This window comes from Pseudothauera lacus (genome assembly GCF_003034845.1).
Classification (GTDB): Bacteria; Pseudomonadota; Gammaproteobacteria; order Burkholderiales; family Rhodocyclaceae; genus Pseudothauera; species Pseudothauera lacus.
Genome location: NZ_PZKC01000002.1, coordinates 274,754 through 293,859 on the forward strand (window position 1 = coordinate 274,754; position 19,106 = coordinate 293,859).

Genomic DNA, 19,106 nt, shown 5'->3' on the forward strand with positions numbered 1-19,106 from the left:
TGCGGTACGAGACTGCCCATTTTGGGAGGTTTGCGATGAACGCGTGTCTGTCGACGGGCGGCAGGGCGATGCCTCAGGCGCCGCAAACGGTTACGCCGAAGGGCCTATCAATGCGCTGCGCCGTTGCGTGCGCACAGGTCTCAGGCGCCGGTCCGCCTCAGATGTGCCGCCAGCGCGGCGTCCATGGTCGCCAGATGGAGATCGAACCAGCCCGGCAGGCTTTCGCGCACGTAGGCGCGCGCCAGTTGCAGGCGGCCGGCCTGTACGGAGCGGTTGAAGGCGGTGAGTTCGCCGATCACGCGCTGGTGTTCGTTGAGGTGTTCGCCGATGGCCGGGAAGCGGGTGGCGCGCATGCGCGCGTCCTCGGCGGCGAAGTGCTCGCGGGTGTGGGCAAGCAGTTCGCCGTAGAGTGTCGGGAAGGTGGCGTTGTCGGCCTCGGCAAGGGCAGCGGCGAGGGTGACGAAGGCGCGGTGGGTGGCGTCCATCTCCGCCACACCGAGGGTGTGGCGGGCGTCATCGAAGGCGATTGCGGCGGGTTTCACGCCGCAGCGGCTTCCGCCAGCCCGGCGAGCTCGTGCACGTCGGCCTCGACCAGTTCGAGCCCGAGGCGGGCACAGAAGCGGCGCTCCTTGTCGTTGGGTTCGGCGATCATCACCCAGCCGGCGGGCTGGGCGGCGCCGAAGATGAACTCGGCGAGGATCATGCGCACGGTGTCGCGGTTGAGGCGGGTGCCGGCAACCAGGTAGCGCAGCCCCTTGCGGCGCTCCTTGAGGAAGGGGGGGATGGCAAAGCCGCCCATCAGCTCGGTGATGTAATCGACGTAGTCGGCGTCGGAGGCGATCCAGCTTGGTTCCGGCCACGGCGTGCCACAGGGCTTGAAGAGCACCGCGGCGGCGGGATCGATGGCGTCGTCGGCGACGGCGGGACCGTAGGCCTGGCCGTCGTGGCGGTAGAGTTTGTAGCGCAGGCCGCTGGCGATGCGCGCGGTGCCGACGATGAGGGTGTGCGGGCGGCTGGCGTAGAGTTTCTGCAGGCCGGTATCGCGGTTGAGGTCGATGAGGTAGGGCAGTTCCAGCCCGGCCAGCCAGCGGTGCAGCGGTGCTTCCTGCCAGGCGGTGTCGCCGTAGGTCTGCTCCATGAAGCGGTTGACCGCGCTGCGCCCACGCTTGAGCTCGACGTTCATCGCCGCACGCGGGAATTCGTACATCAACCGCGGTGCCATCGGCTGGCCGTTGTTGAGGGCGAGGATGAGTTCGTCGCTGGTGGCCGGGATCTTGCGGCCGTCGGCGCCGTGGGTGACGGTGGCGAGGGCGTCGGCGCCGATGAAGGGTGCGACGGTGCCGCTGGCGAGGGCGGTGCGGATTTCGGCGAGCTTGGCATCCATGGGCGTGTCCTGTAGGGCGATGGCCGGAGAGAGGTGCGAGAACGTATCCCTGCTTCCGGTGCAAGAACGGTGCCATGCGCGCAGTGCCGCCAATGCTGGCAAGCGGGCGCGGTGCGCAGGTGGGATGTGGGCGGGGCGTGGCCGGCTTGTTGTCTTTGTGACAATGCCCATTCTGGGGCTAAATTATCGCTTTCGACAGTCGTTAACCGGCTGGTCAAACGGCTTTCCGGCTTCTCGGGGCCATACGGAGCGCAGCCATGAAGAATCGCCAGATCGTGCCCACCGGGCGCGAGATCGAGCTCGATGCCACGCAGCAGATCGTCACCAAGACCGACCTCAGCGGGCGCATCACCTATGCCAACCGGGCGTTCATGCAGATATCCGACTATGCCGAACCCGATCTGCTCGGCGTGCAGCACAACATCGTGCGCCACCCGGAGATGCCGCGCGGGGTGTATCACCTGATGTGGGAAACCTTGCAGGGCGGGCGCGAGTTCTTCGGCTTCGTCAAGAACCTTACCGCCAATGGCGATCACTACTGGGTGTTCGCCAACGTCACACCGGATCGCGAACCGGGAGGCAAGGTGGTGGGCTTCTTCTCGGTGCGCCGCCGCCCCGCTGCTGCGGGGGTGAAGGCCATGCAGGCCCTTTATGCGGAAATGCTCGCGGCAGAGCGCAAGGCCGGGCCGGCGCGTGCCATCGAGGCTTCGCGCGCGCTGCTGGCCGCGCGCCTGGCCGGAACCGACTACGAACGCCACGTACTGGCCCTGCAACTGGGCTGAGGAGTGTGTCATGCCACACGGCATTGATCTGAATCATCACCATCACCAGAGCCATCACGCGCTCTTCCTCGGACGCCGCTTCACCGTGCTGTGCGGGGTGTTCTGCGCCATCACCACGGCGATGGCGGTGGTGGAGGCGGTGCGCAGCGGCTTCAACTACACCCATGTGGTGTTTCCGCTGCTCTCACTGGCCTTTGCGGTGTATGCGTCGCGCCAGTTCGCCCGCCCCCTGCGCACGCTTGCCTACATGCGTGCGGTGCTTGCCGAGGCGCGCCGCGGCCGTCTGCACATGCGCATCACCCGTACCGCCAGGCTCGGGGAGGTGGGGCAGGTGGCCTGGGAGCTGAACGAGATGCTCGATCTGGTGGAGACCTACTTCAAGGAAGTGTCCACCTGCTTCGCCCGCGCCGGGCGCGGCGAGTATCACCGCCATGCCCTCGATGCCGGCATGCCGGGGCAGTTCTCGGAGTCGCTGCAGAGCGTCAACCAGGCCCTGCGGGCAATGCAGGACAACGCCCACTACATTGCCCGCAATCGCCTCGGATCGGGGATGCACGAGATCAACATGGGCCAGTTGCTCGGCAAGCTGCAGGGCAATCAGGCCGATCTCAGCGAGGTGGCGCGCGAAATGGACGAGGTCACCGGCATTGCCGACGCCAACCTCAGCGCGGCGCGCGACAGCCGCCAGACCACCGAGGCCATCGGCAGCGCACTGGAAGGCATCGGTTCCCGCATGAGCGAGATGCGCGGCGCAGCCGAGGAACTCGGCGAAGCCAGCCGCCACATCGACCGCACCATCCTGATCATTGCCGAGATCTCCGACCAGACCAACCTGCTGGCCCTCAACGCCGCCATCGAGGCGGCGCGTGCCGGTGAGCACGGGCGCGGCTTTGCGGTGGTTGCCGACGAGGTGCGCAAGCTCGCCGAACGCACCAAGAACGCCGCCGGCGAGGTCAGCGGCATCATCGAAGGGCTGCGCCAGCGTGTCGAGCAGATGGTCGGCCAGACCGGGCAGGCCAGCGAGGTGTCGACCGCCGCCGCTGCGCGCGTCACCGAGTTCCGCAACCGCTTTGCGGTCTTTGCGGAGTCCTCCGAGCGCACCCTGGCCTTGCTCGATCGCGCCAAGGATCTCTCCAATGCGTCCTTGGCCAAGCTCGACCACGTGCTCTACCTGCAGAACGCCTACATGGCGATCGAACGGGGGGGCGACGGCGCCGAGGCCGCGGTGGCCGCGCAGGGCGCCGCCGAGGCCGAACTGGGGCGCTGGTACGGCGATGGCAAGGGGCGCGAGCGCTTTGCCGCCACCTCCGCCTATGCGCGCATGGCCAAGCCCAACGAGCAGGTGCACGCGCGCGTCCACGAAGTGCTGGAACTGCTCGGCCAAGACTGGGAGAACGATCCCGCGGTGTGCGAGCGCATGGTGCAGCGCATGCGCGAAGCCGAGGCGGCCAGCCAGCAGGTGCTCGCCGCGATTGCCGCGATGGTGGCCGAGAAGCACGGCCGGCGGTGATTGCAGCGCAGTCGGCGGGGAGCTGGCAGGCAAACTTCGGTGACGCAATAAAACGGCGGAAAATCAATAGGGTAAGATAGTGCTTTCGGATGCTTTCGGGATCGTCCCTCACAAGGGGAGCGGGCCCGCAACGGATGCACGCTATGACTTTGGAAGAAGCACGCGGAGAGCCCGCGGCGCAGCTTTGTGACGAGTTCCTGCAGGTCCTCGAAGCCATCGGCGTGCACGGCGAGGCCTTGCCGGCCCGTCACCGCCGCCTCGTCGATTGTGTCGAGCACATGCTCGCTGGCGGTGTGGAGGACGGCCGCTGCAACGCGGTGGTGGCCGAACTGGTGGCCGAGAAGGTGCCCTTCGTGCTGTTTTCCTACGAGCTCGCCTGCCTGCGCGGCGCAGCCCTGAAGACCGCCATCGACGCCGGCGAGGTCGCTACCATCCGCGCCGTGCAGGGCGCCTTCGACATTCTCGAGGAGCGTTGCGCGGGGCTCTACGTGGATCACTACCTGCCCGTGCTGGCGCGTCGCAACCACCTGCGCCTGGCGCATATCGACGGCCTCAGCGACAAGAACCTGCTGGTCCATTTCGAGGCCCATCTGCGCTGGATGCAGGCCGTCCTCGCCGCGGTTGCCGGCAACAATGCTGCCGAGCTGCCCGAACGCGATCCCACGCAATGCGGCTTCGGGCGCTGGCTGCACAGCGAGGGCAGCCTGCTGATCCGCGACCGCAGCCATCGCCATGAAGTCGCCGCGCTGCATGCCGACCTGCACGGCCTCCTCGGCGAACTGGCGGCGAGCATCGGCGAGCGCCGCCGCAACCGCCATCTGTACGCGCTGCTCAAGCGCGCGGAGCTGATCTCGCTCGACCTCGGCAACGAGATCGCCCTGATCAACAACATCGTCATCATGAGCAGCTACAACAAGGATCCGCTCACCGGCCTGCTGTCGCGCCGCTCGCTCGACAAGGTGCTGATCAACCAGCTCGAGATCGCCCGCGCCACCGAGCTGACCTTCTGCGTGGTGATGTGCGACCTCGACCACTTCAAGGTCGTCAACGATACCTACGGCCATCTCGCCGGCGACGAGGCGCTGCGCCACTTTGCCGAGCTGGCGCGCGCCCGGCTGCGCCAGTCGGACCTCATCTTCCGCCACGGCGGCGAGGAATTCCTCATCGTCCTGCCGTCGTCCTCCCGCGAACAGGGCCTGGGCCTGGCCGAGCGCATGCGCGCCGATCTGGTCGCCGCGCCGTTGCGCCACGATGGCCAGGAGATTGCCCTGAGCGCCAGCTTCGGGGTGCTGGAGGTGCATCCGGGCAGCTACCCCTTCATCGATGCCGAGGTGGTGCGCGACATCCTGCGCGAGGCCGACAGCCGTCTCTACATGGCCAAGAACAAGGGGCGCAACTGCGTGGTGTGAGGGCGGCAGCGCTGTTCAGCGCACACTGCCCGCGGGCAGCCAGCGTGCGGCACAGACGCCGCCGATGACGAGGTGCTCGTCCTCGCCCTGCAGGCGCCCGGGGAGGAGATGGGAGAAGGCCAGGATCTTGGTGAGCGGCACTGCGCATTCGAGTACGCGGTCGCCGAACTCGTCGGCGCGCTCGCGGCTGGCGGAAAATGAACTGAGGTTGTTGAGCAGTACCAGCACGTGACCGTCGGCCAGGGTGTCGAGGACGGGCAGCGCGTCGCGTCCGCTGATGCCGCGGTACAGGGTAAGGTGGCTGGCGCCGCGGTGGCGGCGGGTCAGTTCGTGCTGGGCGTAGGTGTACAGCAGGTCGATCTGTGCCTCCAGTGCGCCGGTGGCATACAGGCCGAGCGCGCGTTCACGCTCGAAATCCCGCCGCGCCGGGCAGTCGCCGTCGCCCAGGGGGCGGCGGTGGAAGCTGGTCAGCAGGCCGAAGCGCGACTCCACCCAGCTCTTCAGCACCGCGCCCTCGCGCCCCTCGGAGTCGAACAGCCAGCCGCGCAGCAGGCGCAGGTAGTCCAGCCGGCTGCGGTCGATGCGGGCGGCGCTGCTGAGCCCCTGGGCGGGGGCGTCGTCGAGCAGGAAGTGCGCACACATGTGGCGCTGGAACAGCGCGGCGCGCTCTGTCGCATCTTCGACAAGCGACAGACAATCGAACAAGGGGCCGTGCAGCGGCCGCACGCCATCCACCTCCAGGGCCACCGGGGAGAGCTGGAAGGCCAGACTGGCGAGGGCTTCGGCGGGCAGGTTGCAGCGATTGACGGGCAGGCGCAGGGTCGCCGGGGCGCTCAGGCGCGCGCGTACCGGGTCAATGTCCGTGGCCCTACAAATTGTAGGGGTGTTGTCGTACGCGGGCTTGCTGCCGGAGGCCGGCGCTTGGGGTAGAAGTTCTGGCATTTCAATGGCTTGGCGAGTTCTTGCGGGATTGGCACAGTCCTTGCGGAATGGGGGTCGTGGTCCAGTGCTACACGATCGATTACCGAATCCCGTTTCGACAAGGAGTAACGCATCATGGCAAAACTTCGTCAAGCCGCCATCTATGGCAAGGGTGGCATCGGCAAGTCCACCACCACCCAGAACCTGGTCGCCGCGCTCGCTGAAGCCGGCAAGAAGGTGATGATCGTCGGCTGCGACCCGAAGGCCGACTCCACCCGCCTGATCCTGCACAGCAAGGCGCAGAACTCGGTCATGGAACTCGCCGCTGAAGCCGGCAGCGTGGAAGACCTCGAACTCGAGGACGTGATGTCCGTCGGTTTCGGTGGCGTCAAGTGCGTCGAGTCCGGTGGCCCGGAACCCGGCGTGGGCTGCGCCGGCCGTGGCGTGATCACCGCGATCAACTTCCTCGAAGAGGAAGGCGCCTACGACGAAGACCTCGACTTCGTCTTCTACGACGTGCTCGGTGACGTGGTCTGTGGCGGTTTCGCCATGCCCATCCGCGAGAACAAGGCGCAGGAAATCTACATCGTGTGCTCCGGCGAGATGATGGCCATGTACGCTGCCAACAACATCTCCAAGGGCATCGTGAAGTACGCCAACTCGGGTGGTGTGCGTCTGGCCGGCCTGATCTGCAACAGCCGCAACACCGACCGCGAAGACGAGCTGATCATCGCCCTGGCCGAGAAGCTGGGCACCCAGATGATCCACTTCGTGCCGCGCGACAACGTCGTGCAGCACGCCGAGATCCGCCGCATGACCGTCATCGAGTACGACCCCAAGGCCAAGCAGGCCGACGAGTACCGCATGCTGGCGAAGAAGATCATCGAGAACACCAAGTTCGTGATCCCGACGCCTTGCACCATGGACGAACTCGAAGAGCTGCTGATGGAGTTCGGCATCATGGAAGTGGAAGACGAGTCCATCGTCGGCAAGACCGCCGCCGAGCTCGCCGCCGAAGCCGCTGCCGCCTGATCGTCCGCCAGGGCGAAACCCGCCCGGCGGCGCGCGCGCCGCGTGTTGCCGCCGGGTATCGAGCAAACCTAAGCATGCCGTGCACGGATTGGTGTCGGCATGGACAGGAGAAGCAGGATGTCTACGCTCACCCGTGAAGAAACCGAGAGCCTGATCCAGGAGGTTCTCGAGGTTTATCCCGAGAAGGCCAAGAAGGACCGCGCCAAGCACCTGGCGGTCAATGACCAGTCGATCGAACAGTCGAAGAAGTGCATCACCTCCAACCGCAAGTCGCAGCCGGGCGTGATGACCATCCGTGGCTGTGCCTATGCCGGTTCGCGCGGCGTGGTGTGGGGTCCGGTCAAGGACATGATCCACATCTCCCACGGCCCGGTCGGCTGCGGTCAGTATTCGCGCGGCGGCCGTCGCAACTACTACGTCGGCGCCACTGGCGTGAATACCTTTGCCGAGATCAACTTCACCTCCGACTTCCAGGAGAAGGACATCGTCTTCGGCGGTGACAAGAAGCTCGCCAAGATCATGCAGGAGATCGAGCAACTGTTCCCGCTGCACAAGGGCATCTCGGTGCAGTCCGAGTGCCCGATCGGTCTGATCGGCGACGACATCGAGGCCGTCTCCAAGAAGGCTGCGAAGGAAATGAACAAGGTCGTCGTGCCGGTGCGCTGCGAAGGCTTCCGCGGCGTGTCGCAGTCGCTCGGCCACCACATCGCCAACGACGCCATCCGTGACTGGGTGCTGTCCAACCGCGACGGCCAGCACTTCGAATCCACCCCCTACGACGTCACCATCATCGGCGACTACAACATCGGCGGCGACGCCTGGGCTTCGCGCATCTTCCTCGAAGAGATGGGCCTGCGCGTGATCGCCCAGTGGTCCGGTGACGGCACCATCGCCGAAATGGAAAACACCCCGAAGGCGAAGCTGAACCTGCTGCACTGCTACCGCTCGATGAACTACATCAGCCGCCACATGGAAGAGAAGTACGGCATCCCCTGGATGGAGTACAACTTCTTCGGCCCGACCAAGATCGAGGAAAGCCTGCGCCGCATCGCTGCCTTCTTCGACGACTCCATCAAGGAGAAGTGCGAGGCGGTGATCGCCAAGTACAAGCCGATGATGCAGGCCGTCATCGACAAGTACAAGCCGCGCCTGCAGGGCAAGAAGGTCATGCTCTACGTCGGCGGCCTGCGTCCCCGCCACGTCATCGGTGCGTACGAAGACCTCGGCATGGAAGTGGTCGGTACCGGTTACGAATTCGCCCACGGCGATGACTACGACCGCACCATCAAGGAAATGGGCAACGCCACGCTGCTGTATGACGACGTCACCGGCTTCGAGCTGGAAGAGTTCGTCAAGCGCATCAAGCCCGACCTGGTCGGCTCCGGCATCAAGGAAAAGTACATCTTCCAGAAGATGGGCATCCCCTTCCGCCAGATGCACAGCTGGGACTACTCCGGCCCCTACCACGGTTATGACGGCTTCGCGATCTTCGCGCGCGACATGGACATGACGCTCAACAACCCGTGCTGGGGCAAGCAGACCCCGCCGTGGAAGAAGAGCGCCGACGCCGACGAAGTGAAGGCCGCCGCCTGAGCTCATAGCCATCAGGCGGGTGCCGGCCCCAAGACGGCACCCGCCGCAAGGAATCAACCTCATGCCCGCGTCCACGGATGAGTGGCGCAGGCCAAGGAGCCTCAAATGCAGATCGTTGACGACATCAAGCCCTGCTACCCGCTGTTCCGCGATGACGACTACAAGGAGTCGCTGAAGAACAAGCAGGACCTGTTCGAAGAGAAGGTGCCCGACGACAAGATCGCCGAAACCTTCGAGTGGACCACCACCAAGGAATACCAGGAGCTCAACTTCGCCCGCGAAGCGCTCACCATCAACCCCGCCAAGGCCTGCCAGCCGCTGGGCGCGGTGCTGTGCGCGCTGGGCTTCGAGAAGACCCTGCCCTACGTGCATGGCTCGCAGGGCTGCGTGGCCTACTTCCGCACCTACTTCAACCGCCATTTCAAGGAGCCGATCGCCTGCGTGTCCGACTCCATGACCGAAGATGCGGCGGTGTTCGGTGGCCAGAAGAACATGTTCGACGGTCTGGAGAACGCCAAGGCGCTCTACAAGCCCGAGATGATCGCGGTGAGCACCACCTGCATGGCCGAAGTCATCGGTGACGACCTCAACGCCTTCATCAACAACTCGAAGAAGGAAGGTCACATCGCCCAGGACTACCCGGTGCCCTTCGCCCACACCCCGTCCTTCGTCGGCAGCCACACTACCGGCTGGGACAACATGTTCGAGGGCATTGCGCGCTACTTCACCCTCAACACCATGGAAGGCAAGGCCCCGGGGCAGAACGGCAAGCTCAACTTCGTGCCGGGCTTCGAGACCTACCTGGGCAACTACCGCGTCATCGCCCGCATGATGAAGGAGATGGGCGTCGAGGCGAGCATCCTCTCCAACCCCACCGAGGTGCTCGACACCCCGTCGGACGGCGAATACCGCATGTACGCCGGTGGCACCACGATGGATGAGGTGAAGGACGCCCCCAACGCGTTCAACACCATCCTGCTGCAGCCGTGGCAGCTGGAAAAGACGAAGAAGTTCGTCGAAAACACCTGGAACCACGAGGTGCCCAAGCTCAACATCCCGATGGGCCTGGCCTGGACCGACGAGTTCCTGATGAAGGTCTCCGAGATCACCGGCAAGGAAATCCCCGCTTCGCTGGAACTGGAGCGCGGCCGCCTGATGGACATGATGCAGGACAGCCACACCTGGCTGCACGGCAAGAAGTTCGCCCTCTACGGCGATCCGGACTTCGTCATGGGCATGACCCAGTTCCTGCTCGAACTCGGCGCCGAGCCGCTGCACGTGCTCTCCAACAACGCCAACAAGCGCTGGGGCAAGGCGATGGACAAGCTGCTGGCCTCCAGCCCCTACGGCGCCAAGGCCAAGGTGTATGTCGGCAACGACCTGTGGCACCTGCGCAGCCTGTGCTTCACCGAGAAGCCCGATTTCCTCATCGGCAACTCCTACGGCAAGTACATCCAGCGCGACACCGCCCACAAGGGCCCGCAGTTCGAAGTGCCGCTGATCCGCCTCGGCTTCCCGATCTTCGACCGTCACCACCTGCACCGCATGACCACCCTGGGCTACGAGGGCGCGATGTACATCCTCACCACCCTGGTCAACGCCGTGCTCGAGAAGCTCGACGACGAGACCCGCGGCATGGGGACCACCGACTTCAACTACGACCTCGTCCGCTGAACAGCGGCCGTTGCGCGGCGCCGCCCCCGCAAAGGGGGCGGCGCCCGTCCAAGGAGTTCACATGGCCAACATCATGATCCGCAAGACCGCCGAGGGCGGGCTGTCGTTCTACCTGCCCAAGCGCGACCTGGAAGACAACATCGTCTCGATCGAATTCGACCAGGCCGACAAGTGGGGGGGCGAGCTGAAGCTGGCCAACGGCGGTACCTACTACGTCGACCCGATGGATGCACCGCCCAAGCTGCCGATCTCGGTGCGGGCGAAGCGCGTCGACGCCCCGGAATGACACGCTAGGAGAAACATCATGGCGCTCAAGATCCTGCAATCCGAATGCACCTCCTGTGGGGACTGCAAGCCGGTATGCCCGACCAAGTCGATCACCGACAAGGGCGGCATCTTCAAGATCAACCCGGATTCCTGTACCGAGTGCGAGGGCGAGTTCGACGAGCCCCAGTGCGTTGCAGTGTGCCCGGGAACCGACAGCACCATCGTCCCGCTCGCAGCCTGAGCCGGACCCCGGCGCTGCGGCGGCAGCCGTCGCCGTGGCGCCCCGCATACCCTGGAGAGCCCCGCCATGAACGCCCCCGTACCCAACGGCAGCCCGGTCTCGCGCGAAACCGCGCTGCGCATCGCCATGGCCGCGCGCACCCTGCCCGGCGTCAATGTCGCCGCCTTCGTCCATGCGCTCGGTGAACGTCTCGGCCTGCCGGTCACTGACGAGAAGCTCGCGCGCATGACCGTGGCCGATCTCAAGGCCATGCTGCAGGGCGACGAGATTGTCGACCCGGGGGTCGAAGGCAGCGTGCTGAAGAGCGCCGTACGCTACCTGTGGGGCGAGGGCCTCGCCGACGACGCGCCGCTGCCCGACAGCGACGTGCCGCAGGGCGCCGGCGCGCTGACCGTGGCGGTGGCTTCCAACAGCGGTGAACAGCTCGATGGCCATTTCGGCTCGTGCAACCGTTTCCTCATCTACCGCGTCGCCGAAGACGGCATCTGGCTCACCGGCGTGCGCTCAACGCTGGAGGCCGACGGCGCCGAAGACCGCAACGCCGCCCGTGCCGAACTGCTCGCCGGCTGTCAGCTGGTGTACGTGCAGTCGGTCGGCGGTCCGGCCGCCGCCAAGGTGGTCCGTGCCGGTGTCCATCCGGTGAAATTTCCCGCCGGCGGGGCGGCGCGCGAGGTACTCGCGCAACTGCAGCGCGTGCTCGGCAGCCCGCCGCCGTGGCTGGCGCGTGCCCTGGGCCGCGAGGCACAGTCGCTGGCGCGCTTCGTGCCCGGGGCCGAGGCCGAGGCCGAAGCATGAACGCCGGGATCGTTGCCGAGGCCTGCGCGCTGATCGCCCGTCTCGGCCATGGCGAGGCCGGCCTCGCCGCGCTGCGCCAGCAATGGCCGGCGCTGCGCTTCGTGGCCTGCGCCGATGACGACGTGCCGCCGCGCCTCAAGCCTGCCGCCAGCGGTGAGGGCTGGGCGCTCTACTACATCGCCGGGGGCGAGCACTGCCTGGCGCTGAGCAGCGATCCGCAGACCGCCATCGGGCTGGTGCTGGCCGAGTGCGCGCCCGACGACTGAAGGCGCGCATGGCATAGAATCGCCGGGGTGAGTACGTCCGCCCCGCACTGCCGCCTCTTTCTCGCCCTGTGGCCAGGGCAGCGCCTGCGCACGGCTCTAGCACGCCATCGCGACGCCTGGAGCTGGCCGCCTGCGGCGCGGCGGGTACGCACCGACAAGCTCCACCTCACCTTGCACTTCATCGGCGCCTGGCCGCAGGCGCGGGTGGACGCGCTGGCCGATGCGCTGGCCGTACCCTGCAGGCCCTTCACCCTCACTCTTGGCCGCGCCGTGCCGTGGTCCGGCGGCCTCGCGGTGCTGGAGCCGTGCGCTGCCGATAGCGCCCTCGGCGAACTCCATGCCAGCCTCGCCGCGGCCCTGGAAGCGGCTGGCGCGGCGGTGGAAGCGCGCCCCTTCCGTCCCCATCTGACCCTTGCGCGACGTTGCGCCGGCGCCCGTCCGCCCGCACAGGAGCCCGCATTGCGCTGGCCAGTGAGCGGGTACGTGCTCGTGGCTTCCGCCGCGGATGGCAGCTACCAGATACTGCGCCGTTACCCCTGCGCGCTCCGGGGCGACTGATGACACGCATCTTCGGTTTCCCGCCCATCGCCACCGCGCAGGCGCGCATCCTCATTCTCGGCAGCATGCCGGGGCAGGCCTCGCTCAAGGCCGGCGAGTACTACGCCCATCCGCGCAATGCCTTCTGGCCCATCATGGGGGAACTGCTCGGCTTTGCCGCGCAGGCCGACTACGGCACTCGCGTTGCCGCCCTCGACGCTGCCGGGGTGGCGGTGTGGGACGTGCTGAGCTCCTGCGTGCGTCCCGGCAGTCTGGATGCCGACATCGACACGGCGACCATGGTGGCGAACGATTTTCGTGCCTTCTTCGCCGTCCATCCGCGCATCCGGCGGCTCTATTTCAACGGCGCGGCAGCCGCAGCCAGCTATCGCCGGAGCGTTCTTCCGCAAGGCGAGTGGGCGGATTATCCGGCGCTGCGCCTGCCGTCCACCAGCCCCGCCCACGCCGGCCTCTCCCTGGCCGCCAAGATCGCCGCCTGGCGCGCTCTGGAGCGCGATCTGGGGGAGTAAAAAGGACTCGTTCCGGTTAATGACATACGGGAATTGCGGCGCGCTTTCAAACTTAATGTGGTTCAACTAAAGTTGGAAAAAATGCATCCGTAAACGGATCATCGCAATCCTCCGCCGCAGGCGGGGGCTGTGTCGCTGTCAGCCGGGGTCCATGAGGCCGCTCCCGATGGCGTGAAGTGAGTGGAAGGCGCCCAGAGAATGCGCCCACCGTAATTTCGCTTGTCAGGGAGAGTCATCATGCTGGATGCAATGAAGCTGAGGACGAAGATCGTCCTTCTGGTGCTGGCCGCCTTTCTCGGCCTGAGTACCGTCATCACCCTCGGTGCCATCGCCGTGCGCGGCGATCTGATGGATGCGCGCAAGCTGCAGATCAAATCGGTGGTCGAGTCCTCCCTGCAGATTGCTGCCGCCTACCATGCGCGCGCCGCCGCCGGTGAACTCAGCGAGCGCGAGGCACAGGAGCTGGTCAAGCGCGCGATGCACGACATGCGCTTTGGCGGTGCCGACGGCAAGGCCGAGTATGTCTACATCTGGTCTACCGACGGGGCCTCGGTGATGCACCCCATCCGTCCGGAGTGGGCCGGGCGCAACATGACTGCCGAGATCAAGGACGGCCAGGGGCGTTACACCATCCGCGACATCCTTGCGGTAGCCAACAGCGCCGGCGCCGGCTTCGTCGATACCTCCTTCCCGCGCCCCGGGACCACCGCGGCGGTGGACAAGCTGCAGTACGTTGCCACCTTCAGGCCGTGGAACTGGGTGATCGGCACCGGGGTGTACGTCGATGACGTCAAGACCGCCTTTGTCGCCCGTCTCAGCGTCGACCTGGCCATCAGCGGCGTGATCATGGTGATCATCGTCGGCCTCGGCGTGCTGATCGCGCGTTCGGTGCTGCGCCAGATCGGCGGCGAGCCGGCCGAGGCGCTGGCGATCATGGAGCGCGCGGCGGCTGGCGACCTGACCGTGGACGTGCACGCCGCGGCGCCCGACAGCATGCTCGGCGGCCTGTCGCGCATGCTGCGCTCGCTGCGCGAGATCGTCGCTCAGATCGCCAGCGGCGCGCAGACCCTGAAGGACACCGCGGAGAGCATCTCGCACGCCTCCGGGCAGGTGGCGGTGGCCTCCAGCCGGCAGGCCGACTCGACCTCGTCGATGGCGGCGGCGATCGAACAGATGACGGTGTCGATCAACCACATCTCGGATTCCGCCCGCGACACCGAGGACAACTCCTCGGCAGCAGCGCATATGGCCGAGGGGGGTGAGCAGAAGGTTGCCACGGCGACCGACGAGATGCAGCGCATCGCCGGCACGGTGTCGACCGCCGCGGACAAGATCCGCTCGCTCGAAGCGCGCACCAACGAGATCTCCTCGATCGCCGGGGTGATCAAGGAAATCGCCGCGCAGACCAATCTGCTTGCCCTCAACGCCGCCATCGAGGCGGCGCGTGCCGGCGAACAGGGCCGTGGCTTCGCCGTGGTCGCCGACGAGGTCAGGAAGCTCGCCGAGCGCACCTCGGCGGCCACCGAGGAGATCGGCGGCATGATCGGCGCCATCCAGGGTGACACCAGCAGCGCGGTGGGCACCATGGACCAGGCCCTGCCGCAGGTCGAACGCGGCGTTGAACTGGCCCAGGAAGCGGCGCAGTCGCTGCGCGACATCCGCGACGGGGCCAGCACCACGCTGTCGCGCATCCGTGACGTGGCGCTGGCCACGCGCGAGCAGAGCGCGGCGAGCAACGCCATCGCCCAGCAGGTCGAGAGCATCGCGCAGATGGTCGAGGAGACCAGCGCGTCGATGCAGCAGACCGCCGAATCGGCGCACAGCCTGGAGCGCGTGGCGCGCGACCTCGGCGACCTGGTGGCGCGCTTCCGCTACTGAGGCGCCCGCTGCCCGGCGGCGCGGTGTTCCGCCTGCCGGAGGCGGCGGCGAAAGCGTGCTCAGGCCGGCGGCAAGCGGCGCATGATGTCGAGAAATGCGCCAAGGATTGGCGATTCATCGTTGCGGCGATAGAGGCAGGCCAGTTCGATACCGGGCGGCGGGTCGGCCTTGATCTGCCGGTAGATGACCCCCGGCAGTTTCAGGCTGCTCGCCGCCTGCGGCGTGACGCAGATGCCGAAGCCGCTTGCCACCAGGGCTATCGCCGTGACCACATCGGTGACTTCCTGGACCACGTTCGGCACTCCACCAGCGCTCCGGATCAGGTTCAGCACATCGTGGGCAAAGCTGACTCGCGTGTTGCGTGGATAGAGGATCAGTGGCTCGTCGACGATCTCTGTAATGCGGATGGACTTCTGTCGTGCCAGCGGATGCTTGCGATTGAGGGCGATCACCAGCGGCTCGAAATGGACGGTTTCGACCACGATGTCGGGCTCCGTCGGTACATGGCGGTTGAAGCCGACCGTGATCTGGTGTGCTCGCAGTGCTTCCGTCTGCTCGGCCTTGGTCATCGGATAGAGCGCAATCTCGACTTCCGGATACTGATTGCGGAACTCCAGCAACAGGCGGGGGATGTGGTTGAGGATCGCTGATCCGAAAATGCCGACATCCAGCCTGCCGATCTGCCCGCGTGCTGCCTTGCCGGTGCGCTCCTCGGCGACCTTGACCATCCCGAGGATGCGTTGCGCCTCCGCCAGCAAGGTCTTTCCTGCAGTAGTCAGCTCAACGCCGCGGGTGCTGCGCAGGAAGAGGCGGGCGCCGATGATCTCTTCCAGTTGCTGAATCTGACGGGTCAGCGGCGGCTGGGAGATGTGCAGGCGCGCTGCTGCCCGGCCGAAGTTCAGCTCCTCGGCGAGGGCGACGAAGTACCGCAGGTGGCGCAGTTCCATGGTGTGTCTGATGATACCTGTCAGGTATCAATCCATGCAAATTAGGAATTAGACGGCATGGCGTGAGGCTCGTAAGGTTCGCCTTGGTCGGTTACGGCAAGAAACGGCATCAAGTCGTTCGGGAGACAAGGACTTGGACAAGCACCGGATCACCATCGAGGATACGTGCGAAAGCTATCTGCAGTCAGGTCTGCAGACGGTGCTGGCGGGCATGGCGGCACTTGGTCGCAAGCACATTCCGGTCGGCTGTCACGGCGGCGGCTGTGGTGTCTGCAAGATTCAGGTGACCGCAGGAACCTACGAAAAACGCGTGATGAGCCGTGCGCACATCAGCGCAGAGGATGAAGCCAGTGATCGCGTCCTGGCCTGCAGAATCTGGCCCACCAGCGACTTGCGGCTGAAGGTGCTGGGCAAGATGGGCAAGAGCCTTTGCTGTGAGACTGCGGCATCGGGAACAGCCAACCCGTCGTCAAAAAAACTCTGAAGGAGGAGGTAAGGAAATGGCATTGACTGGAGTATTGCGTCCGGGCCACGTGCAGATGCGGGTGCTGGATCTGGAAGAAAGCGTCAAGTTCTACGGCGACGTACTCGGCCTCGTCGAGACCGGCCGTGATGCGCAGAACCGGGTCTATTTCAAGACCTGGGACGAACGTGACCACAACAGCTTCATCATCCGTCAGGCTGACAAGGCTGGCCTGGATTTCTACGCCTTCAAGGTCGACAGCAAGGCATCGCTCGACAAGTTCGAAGCCGATCTGCGCGCCTACGGCGTCAGCACCGAGCGCATTCCGGCCGGCGAAATGCTCGAAACCGGCGAGCGCGTGCGCTTCGAGATTCCCAGCGGGCACCTGATCGAGCTCTATGCCGAGAAGAAGGATGTCGGCAACGGCTTGCCCTACGTCAACCCGGAAGCCTGGACCGCACTGGCCGAGAAGGGCATTGCGCCGATCCGCATGGACCACATCCTGCTCTACGGACCTGATATCGAGAAATCGCAGAAGATCTTCGAAGATGTGCTCGGCTTCTACCTGGTCGAGCATGTGGTGCTGGAAGACGATACGACCGATCTGGCCATCTGGCTGTCCTGCGCCACCAAGGCACACGACCTCGCCTTCGTTCGCCATCCTGAGCCGGGCAAGGTGCACCACGTCGCCTTCCAGCTCGAAAGCTGGGAGCGCGTGCTGCGGGCCGCCGACATCATGACCATGAACAAGGTCACCATCGACATGGGCCCCACCCGCCACGGCATTACCCGCGGCACCACCATCTATGCCTTCGATCCATCCGGCAACCGTTTCGAGACCTACTGCGGCGGCTACTCGTCCTACCCGGACTGGCAGCCGATCAAGTGGACCGTCGACGAAGTCGGTCGCGGCATCTTCTATCACGACCGCAAGCTCAACGACGCGTTCCTGTCGGTGGTGACCTGAGCAATGGAAGTCGCGTCGACAACGCCTGGCATTACCTGGGCAGCGGCCTCTGCTGCGGCGCAAGCCGCAGTACGCCACGCCGAGTCCAAGGGCTGGAAGATCAACGTTGCAGTGGTTGATCGCAGCGGCAGTCTGATGGCTTTCCTGCGCATGCCGGGCGCCTTTCTGCATTCCATCGACCTGGCCATCGACAAGGCCTACACCTCAGCCAGCTTTGGTTTTCCGACCAAGGCGTGGATGGGCGCCGTCGGTCACGACGAGGGCATGAAGCTCGGTTTCTCCAGCCAGCCGCGCCTGATCGTCTTTGGCGGAGGCTTGCCGATAGGCATGGGCGACGACTGGATTGGCGGTATCGGGGTTTCCGGCGCATCGGAAAGCGAAGACGAGGAATGCGCCAGGGCAGGACTGGTGGCCATCGGCCTCGCCGCATGACAGTTCTGAATGAGGAGCAGCATGAAGCAGATTGACAATTTCATCGACGGTGCCTACGTCGGCGGCAGTCGGCGCTTCGACAAGCGTTCGCCGTTGAACAACCACATCATTGCCAGTGTTGCCGAAGCGGGACGGTCCGAAGTCGATGCCGCCGTGCAGGCGGCCCGGGCTGCGTTGGCCGGGCCCTGGGGCAAGCTCGCCGTCAATGAGCGTGTCGATCTGCTGTACGGCGTTGCCAACGAGATCAACCGCCGCTTCGACGAATTTCTTGAAGCGGAGTGCGCCGACACCGGCAAGCCGATGAGTCTGGCGCGGCACATCGATATCCCGCGCGGCGCGGCCAATTTCAAGGTCTTTGCCGACACGGTGAAGAACGTGGCCAGCGAGTGCTTCGAGATGTCCACGCCGGATGGGCACGGTGCCATCAACTACGCCATCCGTCGGCCGGTCGGTGTGGTGGCGGTCGTCTGCCCGTGGAATCTGCCGCTGTTGCTGATGACCTGGAAGGTCGGTCCGGCGCTGGCCTGTGGCAATACGGTGGTGGTCAAGCCTTCCGAGGAAACGCCGCAGACGGCGACCCTGCTTGGTGAAGTCATGAACGCCGTTGGTGTGCCGAATGGCGTATACAACGTGGTGCACGGCTTTGGCCCCGATTCGGCGGGGGAATTCCTCACCACCCACCCCGGTGTCAACGCCATCACCTTCACCGGCGAAACCCGTACCGGCGCCGCCATCATGAAGGCCGCCGCCGAAGGTGCCCGCCCGGTTTCCCTGGAAATGGGGGGCAAGAACGCCGCCATCGTCTTTGCCGATTGCGACTTCGACGCTGCCGTCGAGGGCACGCTGCGCTCCTGCTTCGCCAACTGCGGGCAGGTCTGCCTCGGCACCGAGCGCGTCTATGTCGAACGGCCGATCTTCGACAAGTTCGTCGCAGCGCTGAAGAAGGGTGCGGAAAGCATGAAGCTCGGCGCGCCGGCGGATCCTACCACCGGCCTGGGGCCGCTGATTTCCCGCGAGCACCAGGACAAGGTGCTTTCCTACTATGCCAAGGCCAGGGCCGAAGGCGCCACCATCGTCACCGGTGGCGGCGTACCGGACATGCCGGGCGATCTGGCTGACGGCTGCTGGGTGCAGCCGACGATCTGGACCGGGCTGTCCGACGAAGCCTCGGTCTGCCGCGAAGAGGTATTCGGCCCCTGCTGCCATGTTGCGCCCTTCGACAGCGAAGAAGAGGTCATTCGGCGCGCCAACGACAACGTCTATGGCCTGGCGACCGCCATCTGGACCACCGATCTGGCGCGGGCCCACCGTGTTGCCGGCAGGGTCGAGGTCGGCATTGCCTGGGTCAACAGCTGGTTCCTGCGTGATCTGCGTACCCCCTTCGGCGGTGCCAAGCAGTCCGGTATCGGCCGTGAAGGCGGCGTTCATTCACTGGAGTTCTACACCGAACTCAAGAACATCTGCATCAAGCTCTGACC

21 protein-coding genes are annotated in these 19,106 nt (G+C 65.6%); 17 read left to right on the forward strand and 4 right to left on the reverse strand.

The window, feature by feature from the left end; all coding sequences use genetic code 11:
- Positions 1-140 precede the first annotated feature (140 nt).
- Both C8261_RS03260 and C8261_RS03265 read right to left on the reverse strand, forming a co-directional pair.
- Positions 141-542 carry a bacteriohemerythrin gene (locus C8261_RS03260; RefSeq protein WP_235864816.1) on the reverse strand — a complete coding sequence of 134 codons (402 nt, stop codon included), beginning with the start codon at positions 540-542 and terminating at the stop codon, positions 141-143.
- Positions 539-1,384: an SIR2 family protein gene (locus tag C8261_RS03265; protein ID WP_107492228.1), complete on the reverse strand. Its 846-nt coding sequence runs from the start codon at positions 1,382-1,384 to the stop codon at positions 539-541. The genes C8261_RS03260 and C8261_RS03265 overlap by 4 nt, the downstream gene beginning before the upstream one ends.
- A 257-nt stretch (positions 1,385-1,641) precedes the next feature.
- Here C8261_RS03265 and C8261_RS03270 point away from each other — a divergent pair, with 257 nt between their 5' ends.
- The 3 genes from C8261_RS03270 to C8261_RS03280 all read left to right on the forward strand — a co-directional run bounded on the left by C8261_RS03270 (position 1,642) and on the right by C8261_RS03280 (position 5,085).
- Positions 1,642-2,166, forward strand: a complete 525-nt coding sequence (locus C8261_RS03270; RefSeq protein WP_107492229.1) for a PAS domain-containing protein — start codon at positions 1,642-1,644, stop codon at positions 2,164-2,166.
- A gap of 10 nt (positions 2,167-2,176) precedes the next feature.
- Positions 2,177-3,676 (forward strand): methyl-accepting chemotaxis protein, encoded by a 1,500-nt coding sequence (locus C8261_RS17795; protein ID WP_107492230.1) that lies wholly within the window; start codon positions 2,177-2,179, stop codon positions 3,674-3,676.
- Positions 3,677-3,819: 143 nt separating this feature from the next.
- Complete coding sequence (locus C8261_RS03280; protein ID WP_107492231.1) at positions 3,820-5,085, forward strand: GGDEF domain-containing protein; 1,266 nt, start codon at positions 3,820-3,822, stop codon at positions 5,083-5,085.
- A 15-nt stretch (positions 5,086-5,100) separates the two neighbouring features.
- Here the strand turns inward: C8261_RS03280 and C8261_RS03285 are convergent, their stop codons facing one another.
- Complete coding sequence (locus C8261_RS03285; protein WP_107492232.1) at positions 5,101-6,027, reverse strand: NAD(+)--dinitrogen-reductase ADP-D-ribosyltransferase; 927 nt, start codon at positions 6,025-6,027, stop codon at positions 5,101-5,103.
- Positions 6,028-6,141: 114 nt separating this feature from the next.
- Between C8261_RS03285 and nifH the strand changes: the two genes are divergently transcribed.
- The 10 genes from nifH to C8261_RS03335 all read left to right on the forward strand — a co-directional run bounded on the left by nifH (position 6,142) and on the right by C8261_RS03335 (position 14,819).
- A complete protein-coding gene (gene nifH, locus C8261_RS03290; protein ID WP_107492233.1) occupies positions 6,142-7,038 on the forward strand; it encodes a nitrogenase iron protein in 897 nt (298 codons plus the stop codon).
- Between the two features lie 117 nt (positions 7,039-7,155).
- Complete coding sequence (gene nifD, locus C8261_RS03295; RefSeq protein ID WP_107492234.1) at positions 7,156-8,631, forward strand: nitrogenase molybdenum-iron protein alpha chain; 1,476 nt, start codon at positions 7,156-7,158, stop codon at positions 8,629-8,631.
- Positions 8,632-8,736: 105 nt separating this feature from the next.
- The gene (gene nifK, locus C8261_RS03300) at positions 8,737-10,305 is read left to right on the forward strand and encodes a nitrogenase molybdenum-iron protein subunit beta (RefSeq protein ID WP_107492235.1); all 1,569 of its coding nucleotides are present in this window, start codon (positions 8,737-8,739) and stop codon (positions 10,303-10,305) included.
- Between the two features lie 61 nt (positions 10,306-10,366).
- On the forward strand, positions 10,367-10,591 hold the full coding sequence (nifT, locus tag C8261_RS03305) for a putative nitrogen fixation protein NifT (RefSeq protein ID WP_107492236.1): 225 nt from the start codon (positions 10,367-10,369) through the stop codon (positions 10,589-10,591).
- A gap of 18 nt (positions 10,592-10,609) precedes the next feature.
- A complete protein-coding gene (locus tag C8261_RS03310) occupies positions 10,610-10,813 on the forward strand; it encodes a 4Fe-4S dicluster domain-containing protein (RefSeq protein WP_107492237.1) in 204 nt (67 codons plus the stop codon).
- 66 nt (positions 10,814-10,879) lie between these two features.
- Entirely contained in the window at positions 10,880-11,608 is a 729-nt protein-coding gene (locus tag C8261_RS03315; RefSeq protein ID WP_107492238.1) for a dinitrogenase iron-molybdenum cofactor biosynthesis protein, read from the forward strand.
- Positions 11,605-11,874, forward strand: coding sequence for a DUF6129 family protein (locus C8261_RS03320; protein ID WP_107492239.1), 270 nt, complete (start codon positions 11,605-11,607; stop codon positions 11,872-11,874). The genes C8261_RS03315 and C8261_RS03320 overlap by 4 nt, the downstream gene beginning before the upstream one ends.
- A gap of 27 nt (positions 11,875-11,901) precedes the next feature.
- Positions 11,902-12,432: an RNA 2',3'-cyclic phosphodiesterase gene (gene thpR, locus C8261_RS03325; RefSeq protein ID WP_107492240.1), complete on the forward strand. Its 531-nt coding sequence runs from the start codon at positions 11,902-11,904 to the stop codon at positions 12,430-12,432.
- Positions 12,432-12,941 carry a DNA-deoxyinosine glycosylase gene (locus tag C8261_RS03330; protein WP_107492241.1) on the forward strand — a complete coding sequence of 170 codons (510 nt, stop codon included), beginning with the start codon at positions 12,432-12,434 and terminating at the stop codon, positions 12,939-12,941. The genes thpR and C8261_RS03330 overlap by 1 nt, the downstream gene beginning before the upstream one ends.
- A 249-nt stretch (positions 12,942-13,190) precedes the next feature.
- On the forward strand, positions 13,191-14,819 hold the full coding sequence (locus tag C8261_RS03335) for a methyl-accepting chemotaxis protein (protein WP_235864817.1): 1,629 nt from the start codon (positions 13,191-13,193) through the stop codon (positions 14,817-14,819).
- Positions 14,820-14,878: 59 nt separating this feature from the next.
- Here the strand turns inward: C8261_RS03335 and C8261_RS03340 are convergent, their stop codons facing one another.
- Entirely contained in the window at positions 14,879-15,766 is an 888-nt protein-coding gene (locus C8261_RS03340; RefSeq protein WP_107492243.1) for a LysR family transcriptional regulator, read from the reverse strand.
- A 133-nt stretch (positions 15,767-15,899) separates the two neighbouring features.
- On the opposite strand from C8261_RS03340, the gene C8261_RS03345 reads away from it, so the two are divergent.
- Genes C8261_RS03345 through C8261_RS03360 form a run of 4 tightly spaced genes read left to right on the forward strand, consistent with a single transcriptional unit; the run spans position 15,900 to position 19,104 of the window.
- On the forward strand, positions 15,900-16,250 hold the full coding sequence (locus tag C8261_RS03345) for a 2Fe-2S iron-sulfur cluster-binding protein (RefSeq protein ID WP_107492244.1): 351 nt from the start codon (positions 15,900-15,902) through the stop codon (positions 16,248-16,250).
- Positions 16,251-16,266: 16 nt separating this feature from the next.
- Positions 16,267-17,196: a catechol 2,3-dioxygenase gene (locus C8261_RS03350; protein WP_107492245.1), complete on the forward strand. Its 930-nt coding sequence runs from the start codon at positions 16,267-16,269 to the stop codon at positions 17,194-17,196.
- A gap of 3 nt (positions 17,197-17,199) precedes the next feature.
- A complete protein-coding gene (locus C8261_RS03355; RefSeq protein WP_107492246.1) occupies positions 17,200-17,628 on the forward strand; it encodes a GlcG/HbpS family heme-binding protein in 429 nt (142 codons plus the stop codon).
- 21 nt (positions 17,629-17,649) lie between these two features.
- Positions 17,650-19,104 carry a 2-hydroxymuconic semialdehyde dehydrogenase gene (locus tag C8261_RS03360; RefSeq protein ID WP_107492247.1) on the forward strand — a complete coding sequence of 485 codons (1,455 nt, stop codon included), beginning with the start codon at positions 17,650-17,652 and terminating at the stop codon, positions 19,102-19,104.
- Positions 19,105-19,106 lie beyond the last annotated feature (2 nt).